This window comes from Pedobacter petrophilus (genome assembly GCF_009674725.1).
Classification (GTDB): domain Bacteria; phylum Bacteroidota; class Bacteroidia; order Sphingobacteriales; family Sphingobacteriaceae; genus Pedobacter; species Pedobacter petrophilus.
Map to the genome: position 1 here is coordinate 13,952 of NZ_WKKH01000032.1, position 15,576 is coordinate 29,527.

The 15,576-nt window shown below is 40.9% G+C and carries 10 protein-coding genes; 5 read left to right on the top strand and 5 right to left on the bottom strand.

Annotated features, from left to right (window positions below; genetic code table 11):
• Positions 1-265: 265 nt before the first annotated feature.
• The 3 genes from GJU39_RS17140 to GJU39_RS17150 all read right to left on the bottom strand — a co-directional run bounded on the left by GJU39_RS17140 (position 266) and on the right by GJU39_RS17150 (position 4,693).
• Entirely contained in the window at positions 266-931 is a 666-nt protein-coding gene (locus GJU39_RS17140; protein ID WP_245227982.1) for a BON domain-containing protein, read from the bottom strand.
• A 196-nt stretch (positions 932-1,127) separates the two neighbouring features.
• On the bottom strand, positions 1,128-3,494 hold the full coding sequence (locus GJU39_RS17145) for a phosphoketolase family protein (RefSeq protein ID WP_154282225.1): 2,367 nt from the start codon (positions 3,492-3,494) through the stop codon (positions 1,128-1,130).
• On the bottom strand, positions 3,467-4,693 hold the full coding sequence (locus tag GJU39_RS17150) for an acetate/propionate family kinase (protein ID WP_154282226.1): 1,227 nt from the start codon (positions 4,691-4,693) through the stop codon (positions 3,467-3,469). Before GJU39_RS17150 ends, GJU39_RS17145 begins: the two co-directional genes overlap by 28 nt.
• Before the next feature lie 270 nt (positions 4,694-4,963).
• Here GJU39_RS17150 and GJU39_RS17155 point away from each other — a divergent pair, with 270 nt between their 5' ends.
• The 3 genes from GJU39_RS17155 to GJU39_RS17165 all read left to right on the top strand — a co-directional run bounded on the left by GJU39_RS17155 (position 4,964) and on the right by GJU39_RS17165 (position 8,945).
• Positions 4,964-6,160 carry a PAS domain-containing sensor histidine kinase gene (locus tag GJU39_RS17155; protein WP_154282227.1) on the top strand — a complete coding sequence of 399 codons (1,197 nt, stop codon included), beginning with the start codon at positions 4,964-4,966 and terminating at the stop codon, positions 6,158-6,160.
• Positions 6,153-7,205 (top strand): response regulator, encoded by a 1,053-nt coding sequence (locus tag GJU39_RS17160; protein ID WP_154282228.1) that lies wholly within the window; start codon positions 6,153-6,155, stop codon positions 7,203-7,205. Before GJU39_RS17155 ends, GJU39_RS17160 begins: the two co-directional genes overlap by 8 nt.
• Before the next feature lie 960 nt (positions 7,206-8,165).
• Positions 8,166-8,945: an NIPSNAP family protein gene (locus tag GJU39_RS17165; protein WP_154282229.1), complete on the top strand. Its 780-nt coding sequence runs from the start codon at positions 8,166-8,168 to the stop codon at positions 8,943-8,945.
• Positions 8,946-9,193: 248 nt separating this feature from the next.
• Here the strand turns inward: GJU39_RS17165 and GJU39_RS17170 are convergent, their stop codons facing one another.
• Positions 9,194-11,560 carry a TonB-dependent receptor domain-containing protein gene (locus tag GJU39_RS17170; RefSeq protein WP_154282230.1) on the bottom strand — a complete coding sequence of 789 codons (2,367 nt, stop codon included), beginning with the start codon at positions 11,558-11,560 and terminating at the stop codon, positions 9,194-9,196.
• A gap of 142 nt (positions 11,561-11,702) precedes the next feature.
• On the opposite strand from GJU39_RS17170, the gene GJU39_RS17175 reads away from it, so the two are divergent.
• Entirely contained in the window at positions 11,703-12,803 is a 1,101-nt protein-coding gene (locus GJU39_RS17175; RefSeq protein WP_154282231.1) for a hypothetical protein, read from the top strand.
• 501 nt (positions 12,804-13,304) lie between these two features.
• On the opposite strand, the gene GJU39_RS17180 is transcribed toward GJU39_RS17175, so the two are convergent.
• Positions 13,305-14,354 (bottom strand): ligand-binding sensor domain-containing protein, encoded by a 1,050-nt coding sequence (locus tag GJU39_RS17180; protein WP_154282232.1) that lies wholly within the window; start codon positions 14,352-14,354, stop codon positions 13,305-13,307.
• Between the two features lie 285 nt (positions 14,355-14,639).
• Here GJU39_RS17180 and GJU39_RS17185 point away from each other — a divergent pair, with 285 nt between their 5' ends.
• Positions 14,640-15,527 carry a winged helix-turn-helix domain-containing protein gene (locus GJU39_RS17185; RefSeq protein ID WP_154282233.1) on the top strand — a complete coding sequence of 296 codons (888 nt, stop codon included), beginning with the start codon at positions 14,640-14,642 and terminating at the stop codon, positions 15,525-15,527.
• Positions 15,528-15,576: the final 49 nt, after the last annotated feature.

Here is a 15,576-nt window from a genome sequence, read left to right on the forward strand (position 1 = left end):
GCCATTTCGAGGTTTCTGTATAGATTATAGATGTCGTGAAAGATTACCAACTGGCTATCAATCATTTCGCAGGTAAGGTAAACCAGCTAATTGGAATGGGAGATTTGAATAAAAATTCTTTGGGTTGACGGGCAGCGGATGCCTGATGTATTAACGTACTTTTGCTGATAATCATGCTGAAAATTGTTTCACCAGGAATATAAAGGAAAGTATCCGGGGTTCGATTGCAGAACTCCGGATTACTGGCATATATCATTGCATCCCTCTAAAAAATCAGGTAATCGATCAGCAATTCATTGTGTACATTCCATACACCGGGCGCATTCCAGGCAATTCTCTCCGCCTCGTCTTTTTGAAAAATAGAATGAACCATTCCACTCAGGGTAATCCTGTTTCCAGCTACATCAACCTTTATCCCCTTATCATCAATTGCCCAATTTCGTATCAGTGCATTCTCGATAGCACTCTTCTCTACCTCATCGGAGGTATCAGACTTTACCTGAATATTATTCGCCACATTTTTTATGCCTGAAAGTATTTCAACTGACTTTTGTACTGCAGCCTTTTGAGTATTCCATTGCACTATGCCCTCTATCGTTACCCATCCATGCTCTACCTTTACCTGCAAGCTGCGTTCCGGAATTTCGGGATTAGACTTCAGCACTTTGAGTATCTCCGTTGCGATCTGTAAATCTGGTTGCTGATCCATTGATCCAAATTTCACCTCTATTTTTTCAATAACAGCTAAAACACCTGCAACCGTTTTAGCTGCATGTTCTGCACCACGTTTTTTGGCATAACTATCTACTGTTCCGGTAAGGGTAACAATGCCATCTTGTGCAATTACGCCAATTTCTGCTGCCTTTAACAGTGGTTCCCATTTAATGGCCTCCTCTACGTCGCTTTGAAGTTTCTCATTATCTTTCATCATTTCAATTTTATAATATGTGGGCTAAATTTTAATTTCATTAATCCTGATGTTAGCGGCGTGACACAGAAATTAACTTCTGCTGTTATGCGGCCAGGCAATGTGTTTTGCTTTAGGCTGTTCTTTAAATCAGCATTGGTGAGTTGAAATCGGGTAAATGTTTACGCTTATCAGCTACCAGAATGTTTGTAATTCTCCGCTACTTTACTGAGGTTGACTTTCTTTTCCAGTTTTTTATTTCGGGCATGTCATCAAGATATTTGCGAATATATTGATGATGTTCTGCCAGTTTTCCTTCGCAGAAATTAATAAAGGCATCTGCTTTTTGCTGGAAACCAGGTACTCTTTTAACTGCTTCCATTGCGAGGTGATACCTGCTCATTTTATTTAACACCACCATATCAAATGGTGTGGTGGTGGTTCCCTCTTCCATAAAGCCGCGAACATGGAAACGGGCAGGATCTGGTCTGCCATGAACCAAATCATGAATGATGCGAACATAGCCGTGAAAGGCAAATATGACTGGAGAACTATTTGTAAAAAGCAATTCAAACTGCTCCCCGCTCATGCCATGTGCATGATAAGCCGTTGGGGAAAGCGACATCAAATCTACCACGTTCACCAGCCTTACTTTAAGTTCAGGAAGCAGTTCATTTAAAAGCGCAGCTGCGGCTACAGTCTCCAGTGTGGGTACATCGCCTGCACAGGCCAGTACAACATCCGGCTCCCCATCATCATTTGATGCCCATTTCCAATTGGATGCACCCCGTTTGCAGTGTTCAATTGCTTCATGCATACCAAGCCATTGCAGCTCCGGCTGTTTACCTGCTACCACTACGTTAATGTAATTTTTACTGCTCAGGCAGTGGTCCATCACCGAAAGCAAAGTGTTGGCATCGGGCGGGAAATAAATGCGGATAACGCTGCTTTTTTTATTTACTACGGTATCAATAAATCCTGGTCCCTGGTGGCTGTAGCCATTATTATCCTGCCGCCATACATGTGAGGTAAGCAGGTAATTTAATGATGCGATAGGTTTTCTCCAGGGAAGTTCTGCTGTGGTTTTGAGCCATTTGGCATGCTGGCTAACCATGGAGTCTACTAAGGTTACAAACGCTTCGTAACAAGGGAAAAGCCCGTGTCTTCCGGTCAGGAGGTAACCTTCCAGCCAGCCTTCGCAAACATGTTCGCTCAAAATCTCCATCACTCTGCCTTCTGGTGAGAGTTTGTCATCTATATCAATGGTTTTTTCCATGAAGCATCGATCCGTTACCTGAAAAACGGCTTCAAGTCTGTTTGAGGTAGTTTCATCCGGACAGAATAATCTGAAATTTTTATTCGCTGCATTTAACGTAAATATTTCACGCAGGTATTTTCCAAGATTACGGGTGCTTTCTGCTTCAACACAACCGGGTGATGGAATTTTCAGGCCATAATATCTAAAATCGGGAAGAATCAACTCTTTAAGGAGTAATCCGCCATTGGCATAGGGCAATGCACTCATGCGTTTATCACCAAGTGGTGCCAGTGCTTTCAATTCAGGAATGAGCATTCCGTTTTTGTCGAAAAGTTCTTCCGGATGGTAACTGCGCATCCAGTTTTCGAGCATCTTTAATTTCTCAGGGTTTTCTTTAACCCCTGTTAACGGAACCTGATGTGACCTGAAAGTGCCCTCTATTGGTACATCCTTCCATGATTTCGGTCCGGTCCAGCCTTTAGGCGTTCTCAGGATAATCATCGGCCATTTCATTGCATGAAGCTGGTGGTCTACCCTGGCACTGTGTTGAATTTTTCTTATTTTGCCATAAACAATATCCAGAGTTGCCGCCATTTGGCGATGGACATGATGAGGATCTTCGCCTTCCACAAAAAACACCTCATAACCAAACCCCTTAAACAAGTCTTTTAAGGAATCATCATCCATTCGGGCAAATACCGTAGGGCCAGAAATTTTATATCCATTTAAATGGAGGATGGGCAGTACAGCTCCATCTCTCGCCGGATTAAGAAAAGCGATTGAATTCCAGCTTGCAGCTAACGGTCCGGTTTCTGCTTCTCCATCCCCGATAACGCAGGCGGCAATTAAATCCGGATGATCAAATACAGCTCCGAAAGCATGCATAAGTGAATAACCTAATTCGCCACCTTCGTTAATAGAGCCTGGTGTATGCGCGCTTACGTGACTGGGAATACCGCCCGGGGTGGAAAATTGCCTGAAGAGCTTAAGCATTCCGGCTTCATCTTCAGTTACTTCCGGAAATACTTCTGAATAAGTTCCTTCGAGATAGGTATGGGCAACAATTGCAGGTGCCCCATGCCCTGGGCCACACACATAAAGCATTTCGGCATTGGTATCCTTAATCAGCCGGTTAAGGTGAACATAAACCAGGTTCAGTCCGGGTGAAGTGCCCCAATGCCCAAGCAGGCGGGGTTTAATATCTTCTGCCTGTAGGGGTGAAGAGAGTAACGGATTTTGTTGTAAATAAATCTGCCCTGCAGAAAGGTAATTTACAGCCTGCCAGTACCTATGAATTTTTTCTATAATTTCTTCTGAGATTTCCTGCATGATAAATTTTGGGTTTGTAACAAATTTTTAGTGTGACTGGCAATCATCCATTCTTCATTGGTAGGAATAATTCTCACGTTTACGCCACTATCCCGATGGGAAATAATTCGGTTTGATTGGTGATTTAGCGAACGGTCTAGCCGGATGCCCATAAATGCTAAACCCGTGCAGATCTGTTCTCTGATCAGTGAGGAATGTTCGCCAATGCCGCCTGTAAAAATGAGCATATCCAATCCGCCCATTCCGGCAGCAAGGGCCCCGATAGATTTGACGGCCTGATAGCAGAACATATCCAGCGCCAGCTTGGATTTAGCATCTTCTCCGGCATATTTAATGATTTCCTGCAGATCTGCTATACCGGAAATTGCCTTTAAACCAGACTGCCTGCTTAATATCACTTCAAGTTCTTCTACTGTAATGTCATTGTTTTTTAAGATAAATAGTATCGCACCAGGATCCAGGTCTCCGCTTCTGGTACTCATCATCATGCCGCCAAGCGGGCTAATCCCCATCGTGGTATCAAAACCCTTGCAGTCGGAAACCGAGGTCATACTTGATCCTATTCCTAAATGGGCAATAATCATCTTCTTTTGATGAATCCCGCTACATTCCTTATCTAGTTTCTGAAGAACGTACTCGTAAGAAAGGCCATGAAAGCCATAACGTACCAAGCCCTGGTTTCTGAACTTCTCCGGTAAGGGGTAGTTTTTGATGTGCTCTGGCATGTCCTGATGAAAAAAGGTATCAAAGCAAGCGAAGTGTGGTGTTTTCGGAAACTCTTCTCTAAACTTTCTGATTAGCCTCAGCTCATCAGGCAGATGATCGGGCGCAAGATAAATCAGCTCAGCCAGCTCCGACAGCAGGGCATCAGTGATTAATTCCGGCTTGCGATGATATTTTCCGCCTTGAACAATCCGGTACCCAATGCCAGCGATTTCGCAAAACTTATGGTTATTTGAGATCCATGAAATGATTGCCAAAGCTGCATCTTCCTGATTTCTATAAATTGCTTCATCACAAAGATGTACCCGCTGATGGCTATCGGTGAGCTCCATCAATCCATGTGGAGTTGCAATGCCTGTAATTTGGCCTGACCACTGCCTGTGCATATTTAAGCTGTGATATAGTGCAAATTTCAAGCTTGAGCTCCCTGAATTAATCACTAATATGAAGCTTTCCACTGATCCTGATCCATTCATAACAATATTTTCCTACGGGATACTAAGCTAAAATCAGCTCCGAAGTGCAGGATATTCAAATGTAAAGTTCAGTGTTTGGCTGCCAAATGATCTGAGGACATGAAAAGTGTGATGGAAATCACGATTAAAAAATAGAGGTAAAGGGATGATAGAAAGCCGGTTTGCCGTCTGGCTTTTTAAAAAGCTGAACATGTTATTGATTTTAAAGGAATAGCCCTGTTAAATGCGTACATTTAAACAGATAATTATTTATCTGTACATCAATTATTTATGGAAAACACCGTATTGCTCAAGGCAATTATTGAAAATGCAATAGACGGTCTGATTACCATAGATGAAAGGGGGGTGATTGAATCCATAAACCCTTCGGCCTGTAAACTTTTCCACTACCGTCAGGATGAGGTTATCGGCCACAATATTTCCATCCTGATGCCACAACCTGATCGATCACAACATGACGGATATCTTCATCATTACCAAAAAACCGGGAATGCCAGTATAATAGGTTTTGGCCGAGAACTTATCGGGATGAAGAAGGATGGGAGCCAATTTCCTTTTCGCCTGGGTGTAAGTGAGGTAAAATATTCCGGTAGAACTATTTATGCCGGATTTATACATGATTTAAGCAGGGAAAAGGAAGCGGAATCCAGGTTACAGGAGTATGCTGCTTTACTGGAACATCAGGTTGAAGAGCGAACACATTCGTTAAGCCAGAGTTTACAGACCTTGCAAAAAACGCAGGATGAACTCAGGCTTTCATTGGATAAAGAAAAAGAACTGGGACAATTAAAGAGCAGATTTGTGTCTATTGCTTCACACGAATTTAGAACCCCACTAAGCATGGTACAGCTTTCAGCTTCGCTCATTGATCGCTACGCTGAAACCCTTAATAGTCCCAATATTGGAAAACATGTAGGCAAAATAAAGGATGCCGTTCTCAATATAACAGCCATATTGAATGATTTCCTTTCCCTGGAAAAACTCAACAGTGGGAAGGTAAATCCACAGCTTACACGGTTTAACTTATCTGCAATGGCAGCAGAATTAGCCGGAGAAATGCAGGTTGCACTTAAAGGCAATCAGAAAATTATTTTTAAGCATCGGGGAGAAAGTCATATGATACGACTTGATCAGGGCTTATTGAAAAACTGTATGGTTATTTTGATTGATAATGCCCTTAAATATTCTGGTGAAGAAAGCAATATCTGGCTTTACACGAAAATTAACAAATCAGTTTGTACCGTTAGAATATGCGATAATGGTATCGGAATTCCGGAGACCGACCAAAAACATCTTTTTGAGCCATTTTTCCGGGCACATAATACGGGCACAATTTCCGGAAACGGGTTAGGATTAAGTATTCTATCCAGATATGCCAGCCTTATGGGTGGCAGCGTAAGCTTTAAAAGCAGAATTAACAGAGGTACTCTTTTCACACTTACTTTTCCAACAAACGACCATGAGTAAAAAGGTTCTGATCATAGAGGATCACCTCGCCATCAGGGCGAATATTGTGGAGATTCTGGAAATGGCATTATTTACCGTAATACAGGCAGAAAATGGAAAAATTGGTGTAGAAATGGCCCTGGCACACCTTCCTGATATTATTCTTTGCGACATTATGATGCCGGAGCTTGATGGTTATGGGGTGCTTTATATGCTCAATAAACATGATCAAACCTCAGGGATTCCATTTATCTTTTTAACCGCAAAAGCTGAGCATACCGATTTAAGAAAAGGGATGGAGCTAGGTGCTGATGACTACCTGGTTAAACCATTTGATGATATGGAACTGCTAAATGCCATAGACATCAGACTTAGAAAAAAGGCTGCAGCAGATGATTTACACCAAAAAAGTGCTTCCGAATTTAAGGTGATGGTTGCCCATATCGATGGGCTTGCTGAATTTAAAAAAATTATAGAGGGTAAAACGAGCAGGGCGTTTAAAAAGAACCAGGTTATATACTATGAAGGCGATCATGGAAAAGGGCTTTACTTAATTTTAAGCGGGAAAGTGAAAAGTATTAAGCTTTCTCCGGACGGAAGGGAGTTGATGACAGGCCTGCATGCCGCAGGGGAATATATAGGCATTAATGCAGTACTCGGTAAAACAGCCTATACGGATACCGCTACAGCTATGGAGGACAGTGAGATTTGTATTATACCCAAAGAACAGCTGGAAATGATGCTAAGGTTATATCCTGAGGTTGCCAGAAAATTTATTAATCTGCTTTCTAATGATAATCTTGAAAAGGAGCAGCAGTTGTTACAACTGGCATATTATTCGGTAAGAAAGAAAATGGCAGAAACGATTATCCGGTTATTCAATCAAAAAACTACCGATAATGAATTGTTGAATATTTCCCGTGAAGACCTTGCAGCACTTGCCTGCATGGCTACAGAAACGGTAAGCAGAACCCTAACAGATTTCAAGGAAGAAAAATTAATCGACAGGGTTGGTGCTAATATCACAGTTTTAAATCTTGAAGGGTTAATCAGGATGAAAAATTAGATAGCCAGCTTGCGCTCGTTAACGGGTGCAGTATATCACTGCGATTTTATCGCTGTTTTCATCGTCACAGACGAAGGGATATTGCACGCTCGTTCGGAAACGAGCGTGAGCATGAAGCATTTAATTCAGCTTGCGCTCGTTTATAACGGGTGAAGTATGTCACTGCGATTCTATCGCTGTTTTCATCATCACAGACGAAGGGATATTGCACGCTCGTTCGGAAACGAGCGTGAGCATGAAGCATTTAATCCAGCTTGCGCTCGTTTGTAACGGGTGCAGTGTATCACTGCGATTTTATCGCTATTTTCATCGTCATAGACGAAGGGATATTGCACGCTAGTTCGGAAGCGAGCGTGAGCATGAAGCATTTAATTCAGCTTGCGCTCGTTTATAACGGGTGAAGTATATCACTGCGATTTTATCGCTATTTTCATCGTCATAGACGAAGGGATATTGCACGCTCGTTCGGAAACGAGCGTGAGCATGAAGCATTTAATCCAGCTTGCGCTCGTTTATAACGGGTGAAGTATATCACTGCGATTTTATCGCTATTTTCATCGTCACAGACTAAGGGATATTGCACGCTCGTTCGGAAACGAGCGTGAGCATGAAGCATTTAATTCAGCTTGCGCTCGTTTATAACGAGTGCAGTATATCACTGCGATTTTATCGCTGTTTTCATCGTCACAGACGAAGGGATATTGCACGCTCGTTCAGAAACGGGCGTGAGCATGAAAACGAGCGTAAGCCTGGTAAATACATTAAAATCATACATCAAAATAGTTACCAAATAATAGGTTGTTGGCTGGATATTTTAAAGTTTAAGAATTGTAATTTAGAGCCGCGCCAGCATAGGCAGAAGTCTCTTTATGTTTTCCAGCTGAAAGCATTGGAGAATAGATGGACACAAGTACCAATTTAAGATAATTAATAAACAGCAAATTTTCGATCTTTAACATTATGATTAAATTTAAACTCAGTTTTTTAAAGTTGCTTTTTAGTGCATGCATGGTTTTACTCTGCACTTTTTCTTTTGCTGCAAAACCAGGGTATTATTACCAGATAAAAATTTACCATATAAAGGATGTAAACCAGGAAAATACAGTAGATTCTTACCTGAAGAATGCTTATTTACCGGCATTGCATCGATTTGGCATTGCAAATGTTGGCGTATTTAAACCCATTAAAAAGGATTCTTTGGAACAGTTAATCTATGTGTATATTCCTGTTAAAAAGATGGATCAGCTCTTAAAAATGGAACAGGCACTGGATAAAGATCAGCAATACCTCGAAGCCGGGAAAGACTATCTTAATGCCATTTTTAGCAATCCGCCTTTTTTAAGATTAGAAAATATCCTGTTAAAAGCTTTTGCAGGTATGCCGGTTCCGGCCATACCTAAACTGACCTCTCCGAAGGCAGAAAGGGTATATGAACTTCGTAGTTATGAAGCCAGTACAGAAAAGCTTTCCCTGAATAAAATTGCAATGTTTAATGAATCCGAGATTAGCATTTTTAGTAAGCTTGATTTTAATGCCGTGTTTTATGGGCAGGTAATTTTTGGGAGTAAAATGCCAAATCTGATGTATTTAACAACCTTTAACAATAAGGCCGACCGCGATCAGCATTGGACTGCATTCGGGCCAGCGTATAAAGAAATAAGCGGATTACCGCAATACCAGAATAACGTTTCAAAAAATGTCACCCTTTTTCTTTATCCCGCAGATTATTCTGATCTATAGTTTTAAATCTGTTTAATTTCTTTTTCATCGTCAGTAGTTCCCTTATCAATAAGAACCGGCATAATTAAAATCTGATGATATAATCTGTTATAAAATGGCGGGCAATTATTTAGAGAAGAGGGACATGAGCATAAATCAGGTTCCTCTTTTTTACATCCTGACTGATAATATAGCTTGCCATTATCGTTTTTATGAGACTCGATAAATTATTACACGCTTGTTCGGAAACGAGCGTGAGCCAGGGGCATTTAAATACTAACCGTTAAGCCCAAAGAAATATTAATCCCCGGCAGGGGTGCGAGGTATTTTAAAAAGGAGTTTTGCGGTCTTGCTTCAACATTGAGCAAATTACTGCCGCTGGCGAAATAATCGATTTTATATTGCCTGATATTTCCACTATACGACAGCCTTACCGCAAGCAGGGAATAGGCTGGCATTGGAGGTTCCGGATTAATATTTTTTCCTAAAAAACGCTGTGCGAGATATCGATCGAACGTAGAACTTAGTTCAAGTTGCTTATAACTGATCCCTCCTGATAATCCAAACCTGCTGGTGGGCATGTTGGGCATATAATCACCTTCTGCCCAATCCCTCATGTGATCACCTGAAACATTAACGTTTCTCACCAGGTCAAAATAAGAGCCTAGCTGAATATTGAAATCATGGCCAATCTTTTGATTGTATTCCATTTCAGCTTCCCAACCGTTCAATCTGGTATCAGACTGGCGCCATTCTTTTACTAAAAATCCTCCTGAACGTGCAATGCCTGTGTGGGCCAGATAGAGATAATTATTAAAAATTGTACGGTAGTGCGTAATGGAAAGCTTCAGCCCGGCTAAATTAAGACCTGCACCAAATTCCCCGGTTTTCGCTGTTTCCTTGTTTAGCCGGTCATCGCCATTTTCTTCTACAATGATCGCAAAGTGATTGTTGCCAGCATAAAGTTCATTAACATCAGGAGCACGTTCGGAATGAGTATATGAGCCCCTTAGGTAAGCAAATTTGTTAATGTTTAATTGAACACCGGTATTAAATTGGTTCAGGTGAAAATCCCGGTTGGAAAGTTTACCGCCGCCTAAACCCCTGCCTGGGGTATAGCCTGTTGTTAACATGGCACGCCTTTGAACCAGATCATGACGATAACCTACATTGATGTTCAGAAACTTTACCGCAAATTGCTGTAAACTAAATATTCCGTATTCCCTGCTTTTGCTATCAGGAAGATACCGTTGTTCTCCACTGCCGTCTATATTTACTGCAGAAATGTCTACACCAGTGATCCCTTTTAGGAATCGCAGCTGCTGCTGATCTATTTCTAATCTGGCAACCTGGCGGGCCGTCGAAAATTTGTTTGCCAGGTAATCTTCAATGAGCTCACTATCCTGGGCATATTGCATCATATAATTCAATCTGATAGCTGCTATTCCAGCTTCGTGGAGTTTATATTCAGATTCCATTAATAAACTATTGGCTTCAGATCTTGTATTTATCGGTAAGTAGAGGCTTTCACCTGCTATTTGGTGCAGCGCAAATCCGGGAATGCCATAGTAACCGTAGGATCTTCTAAATCCTGCGCCAACATTCAGTTTTTCGCCAATATATCCTGTGCCTGCATTAAACGCATAGCTGTTGCTATGGCTATTGGGCATTATTCCCTTTTCTACAGGAGCATAGTCGGTTATCCCTTTCACAATTGTTGTTGAAAAAGGTGTTCCAGTGGGTTGCCCTGCTACATATAAACTGTTTTTTGGATTAGATACGGAAACCCCACCGATAACCGAATTTTCCTGAAAGGTATATAAGTCTGCCTCGCTTAGACCCCATGCCGGATTGTTTAAATTATCCAATACAAACTGGCTGATGTATGGGTAGAGGGTTAGGTTACGCGTGGTTTGCCTATCTACATTCACCTGGGCCATAGACTCCGTCAGGTGATCAATCTTTGGATCGTAGGCAATTGGGGCCTTTGTGTTTCCTGGTATATTAATATTGCCGTTCCACTTATTCATCGCACCTGCATGCCATACCCATCGTTTGCCAACGTTCCCATTAAGATCAAATGCCTGTTTGTATCCCAGATTTGTACTGCCCTCCGTTTTTATAAATCCAGTCAGGGCCTTATCAGCCCTTGCCTTTGGTATGGTGTTGTCTTTCAGGTCGATTGCCCCGCCTATGGCCTTGCCTCCAAAAAGTACACTGCCATCGTTTATATGAATATCAATGCCCAGAAGATTATCCATATCCGTGATCAGGTTCAGATTTGGGCTAATGCCTGAAAGGTCGTTCATGGATATTCCATCGCTTAGCACCTTTACCCGGTTTCCACTCAGACTCCTGATAACCGGAGCTCCGGAATTAGGACCGAAATAGGAATTTTGGATGCCTGGAACATGGCTGAGGGTCTCCCCTAAGGTTGTCGACTGGTTATTAAGCAGCGCTTTGCGTGTGATTTTCTTTAAACCAAAAAGACCGGGGATTACTTTGGCCTTTATCGTAACTTCTTTTAAGACATTAATTTTAGTGCTATCTGCCATCTTCGGCTTTTGAGCATAAACACTGAAGCCAGTTGCCAGCAGCAGAAATAAAAAGTATAAAGACCGAAATTTTAATAACATAATAAGTAGTAGTGCTGAATGTTGTTTGGATACAGCGCGCAAAGATAGGATTGAAAACTATAAACGCAACTTAATTGCGATAAATAATGCATCTATGTTGCATTTGTAATTGTTAAAATTTACTTTTGCCGAAAATATAAATATGGAAATTTTAAAAAATTACACTAAACTATTACTGATCGGAAGTCTGTTCCTATCGATGTCTGCCTGTAAGAAGGATAATGTTGAGGTTCCGGTGGAACAAGTCGAGATCAACATTCCCGGAACGGTATCAATGATCTACGGCGAGCAGCAAGATATCACCTTACCGGCAAATGTGTTAGGGGCACAGGACGTGCAGATTACACTCGATTTCAGCCAAAATGAAAATGTTAAAGTTAACGCAAAAGAAAGCTTGAATGATAAACTTTCTGCAGCGGTTACCATAGATAAGAACTCGGGAAAGATCCATTTAAATAGTAGCTTGCTTTATGTAAACGGCACTATTTCGGGCACTAACGGGGCAAAATTACCTGATTACTTTAAGGTTGTTGTAAACGCAAGCTCGGTAAGTAAATCCTTCCAGGGTAAACAAACTATTAATTTAAAAATTTCTCCGGCGAAGCTTTCCGTTAAAGGCCTCGATAATCAGGCGGCAATTCCGGTGGCTTATGTACTGTATGGTGATGCCGCAAATTTTGAACTGGAATTTTCTAAAAGTTCTTTGACAGGCATGACATGGGGCATTGAAAACCAATCATCAATTGGGGCAGAGGTATCACTGAACGCAAATATTTTAAAATTTGCGACCAGCTCTGGAGATCCTTCCAGGAAAGTTGAAAAAGCCTTTAATGTAACGCCGTCCCTTCAGAAAGACGGATTTGTTGTTGCATCCACCGCATTCCGTGTGATCTTTATTCCCAGAATTAAATTCTTTTTTGGCACATACTATCCCGACTATGACCTTACCATACTTTTGAATAATCTTCATATTGGCTTATCAAACGGATATGTATCGGCTGCACCAACACTTTCTCCTGAGGGATATAAATCAACTTTTGCGATCATTGGCATAAAAAAGGATAGCCAGGTTTTTAATGATATTGATGCATTATTCTCCATAAATGAGAAAACAGGTTCTGTTACCCTGAAGAAAAATTCTTCGCTTACAGCGGGTGCGTATGAAATTACAGTGAAAGCGATAACAACCACAGGGCTTGAATTCTTGACAACTTTGACCTTAAATATGTCTAAAGTAGAGTAATTGCGTTTGTTATTTTTTCAAAGTATTGCGATTAGCAGTTTGTGAATCCAATTATACAAATGGCTAATTCTACAAGGAATGAGCGTACGTTTTGCAGGAATAATTTTTTAATGTTGAGCAGGGGAGAGTGGTTTCTCTCCTGTTATTTTGCCTGCCAGACGATCTCAGTTTTATATTATTTTAACCAAAAAGTACACAGAGAATACAAAATGGGTGGCGAAAATGGTATATCTACGGCTTTTAATTAAGTATTAAAGGTCTGCTTAAAGGCCATCTGTCAACATATTTTATAATTGCAGCCAGCATCTCTTTTGGCAAGAATTTAATCAGCGTAGCCGGGGGTAATGATCCTATAAGGCATGCGCTCTTCTTCGGCAGAAACTGAAGACTGAGTAATAAGATAGGCTCCTTCCCGGGATAATGCTTTAATTCCTTCCGAGACGGTACAGATATAATTGGTTAATTATAATTGACAGATGATTTAGAAAGGAGCTACACCTATTAGTTCTGCCCCCCTTTGTTTTTAAAGTCTGTGATGGTTTTTCCATCATAACGATACACTCCGTTCAGAGATCCAAACCAAATACTTCCATCGTTAGCTTCCAAAATTCCGCAAAGCATTTTTTGTATGGACATTATTTCGGCTACGGCTGGCTTTTTATTGTACAGGGAATTTTGATCATAACGGGAAAGTGTCCAGGCTCCAACCCCATTAGGATTTACTGCACCCGTAGTCCAGATGTTTCCTTTTTTATCTTCGATTATAGCAGAAGTGCCCTTCTGATTAATTTTGGTAAAGGCACGGCCATCATAGTGCCAAAGGCCAGCTTTAACAATCAGCGTATCGCCCTTTCTATCTTCAATTGTTGTTGCGCCGAACCAGATATGGCCCTTTTTATCTTCGGTTATACCCCAAACGTTGTGGAAGGCTTTACCGTCTTTATTTTTGAAAACGGTAAATGTTTTTCCATCATAAAAACAAGCGTTGCCCCGTGTACCAAACCATAATTTGCCGTTTTTGTCTTCAAGAATCACATTAATACCATTATTTGAAAGTCCTTGTTTAGTTGTAAAATTTCGAAAAGATTTCCCATCGTAACGGCTTGCTCCACCTGTAGTACCGAACCAAATAAAGCCGGCTCGATCTTCATAAACAGACATAACCGCATTACTCGCGAGTCCTTCGCGGGTTGTAAAATGTTGAAAGGATTTCCCATTGTAACAGTAAACACCTGAATCAGTAGAAGAGAACCAAAGATTTCCTTTTCGATCTTCGAGAACATCCCAAAATCTACGTGAACCTAGTTTACTTGTGAGATTAGTAAACGATTTTCCATCGTATCGTAAAATACCACCAAATGATGCAGCAATCAAAATGTTTCCCTTTCTATCTTGCTTTACATTCCTGACCATGCTATTAGGCCCATAGATTGAGATTGAGTCTTTGGTTTCAGCACTAATATTATCTTTTGGTGCATTTGTTTGGCGTTGTTTACAGGAGGTGTTAAAAACGACCGTCAGGAGCAAAGCATATACTTGTATGTATTTCATAATTATATTTTAAATGGGTAATAGCTGCACCGTTCTGATGGCGGTAAATACAGCTGCATTCTTTCATTTTTCAGCAAACACTAATGCATTTTGTATTTTCATCAGTATATATTTTATTTAAGGTGATGAAGCTGTCCTGAGTAATATTTACTGTTTGTGATTGTTGGCTCATGAGGGTTTCCTATCATCTCGATTTGATTCAGCGAAATTACTTTGATATCTTTCGCCGTGGATAATTTGAATTGTAAATAGAATTGTAAAATTTGTAAATAAAAATCTGATACTATGCATCTTAGTCAAAATCTCATCGCCGGGAAACGCAAATACTTATTTGGATTGACATTACTCTTGTTGATGTCTGTAATCTGTGTGGCTTTCTGTAAGGAGGATAGTGACGATTTTGAGGCCTCCAGAAGGGAAGTTTTATTCCGCAGGATCGGACATGAACTGCTGTTACAGTCGGGCGACAGTACCTCAAGAGTGCTCCCGGTAAAAAAGATGGCGGAAAACGAATATCAGATCAGCTTTGAACATGATTTAACTTTTCAACCGGGCTTCCTGGTAAATACTACCCGGCGTTTATTGGTCAAAGATCCGCTGGCAAATCATTATGTTGTCAATGTGCTGAACTGCGGCAACCCCCGTGTGGTTTATGGATATGCTATATCCAAAGATAAGAAAGATGATATTGTAGCCTGTATAGGAAGAGTACAACCGAAAGCATGTTACCTGATCAACATAAAATATAAACCGACAGGCATAAAAATAGCAGAGAATGGATATTTGTTGGGCAGCCTGTCCTTTTTAGCATTTGTTGGTTTTATTTTTTTGCATGCTGTTAAGCCTCAAAAGGCTTTGCAAGGCGATAAATACACCAGTATATTCACTCTAGGTTCGGTATTGTTCGATGGGAAGAACCGGAAACTCATTGTAAATGGAAACGCAATAGAGCTGACCGGAACAGAAACCCGTGTATTGCTCATTTTTGCATGGTCTCCCAACGAGATTATAGAAAGAAGCCGGCTGCAAAAAGAGATTTGGGAAGATGAAGGTGTTATTGTAGGCCGCAGTCTGGATATGTTCATCTCAAAGCTTAGAAAAAAACTTGAAGCTGATCCGAACATCAACATTGTTGTGGTCAGGGGAAAAGGATATAAACTCGAGGTTACCTAAATCAATTCCTGGTAAGTAATGGGAAATCATGAAACGTAAAAAACCATCT

What these genes read in the sequence shown, in the direction of transcription:
- GJU39_RS17140 (WP_245227982.1), bottom strand. Translation starts at nt 931, where the DNA reads ATGATGAAAGATAATGAGAAACTTCAAAGCGACGTAGAGGAGGCCATT.
- GJU39_RS17145 (WP_154282225.1), bottom strand. Translation starts at nt 3,494, where the DNA reads ATGCAGGAAATCTCAGAAGAAATTATAGAAAAAATTCATAGGTACTGG.
- GJU39_RS17150 (WP_154282226.1), bottom strand. Translation starts at nt 4,693, where the DNA reads ATGAATGGATCAGGATCAGTGGAAAGCTTCATATTAGTGATTAATTCA.
- GJU39_RS17155 (WP_154282227.1), top strand. Translation starts at nt 4,964, where the DNA reads ATGGAAAACACCGTATTGCTCAAGGCAATTATTGAAAATGCAATAGAC.
- GJU39_RS17160 (WP_154282228.1), top strand. Translation starts at nt 6,153, where the DNA reads ATGAGTAAAAAGGTTCTGATCATAGAGGATCACCTCGCCATCAGGGCG.
- GJU39_RS17165 (WP_154282229.1), top strand. Translation starts at nt 8,166, where the DNA reads ATGATTAAATTTAAACTCAGTTTTTTAAAGTTGCTTTTTAGTGCATGC.
- GJU39_RS17170 (WP_154282230.1), bottom strand. Translation starts at nt 11,560, where the DNA reads ATGTTATTAAAATTTCGGTCTTTATACTTTTTATTTCTGCTGCTGGCA.
- GJU39_RS17175 (WP_154282231.1), top strand. Translation starts at nt 11,703, where the DNA reads ATGGAAATTTTAAAAAATTACACTAAACTATTACTGATCGGAAGTCTG.
- GJU39_RS17180 (WP_154282232.1), bottom strand. Translation starts at nt 14,354, where the DNA reads ATGAAATACATACAAGTATATGCTTTGCTCCTGACGGTCGTTTTTAAC.
- GJU39_RS17185 (WP_154282233.1), top strand. Translation starts at nt 14,640, where the DNA reads ATGCATCTTAGTCAAAATCTCATCGCCGGGAAACGCAAATACTTATTT.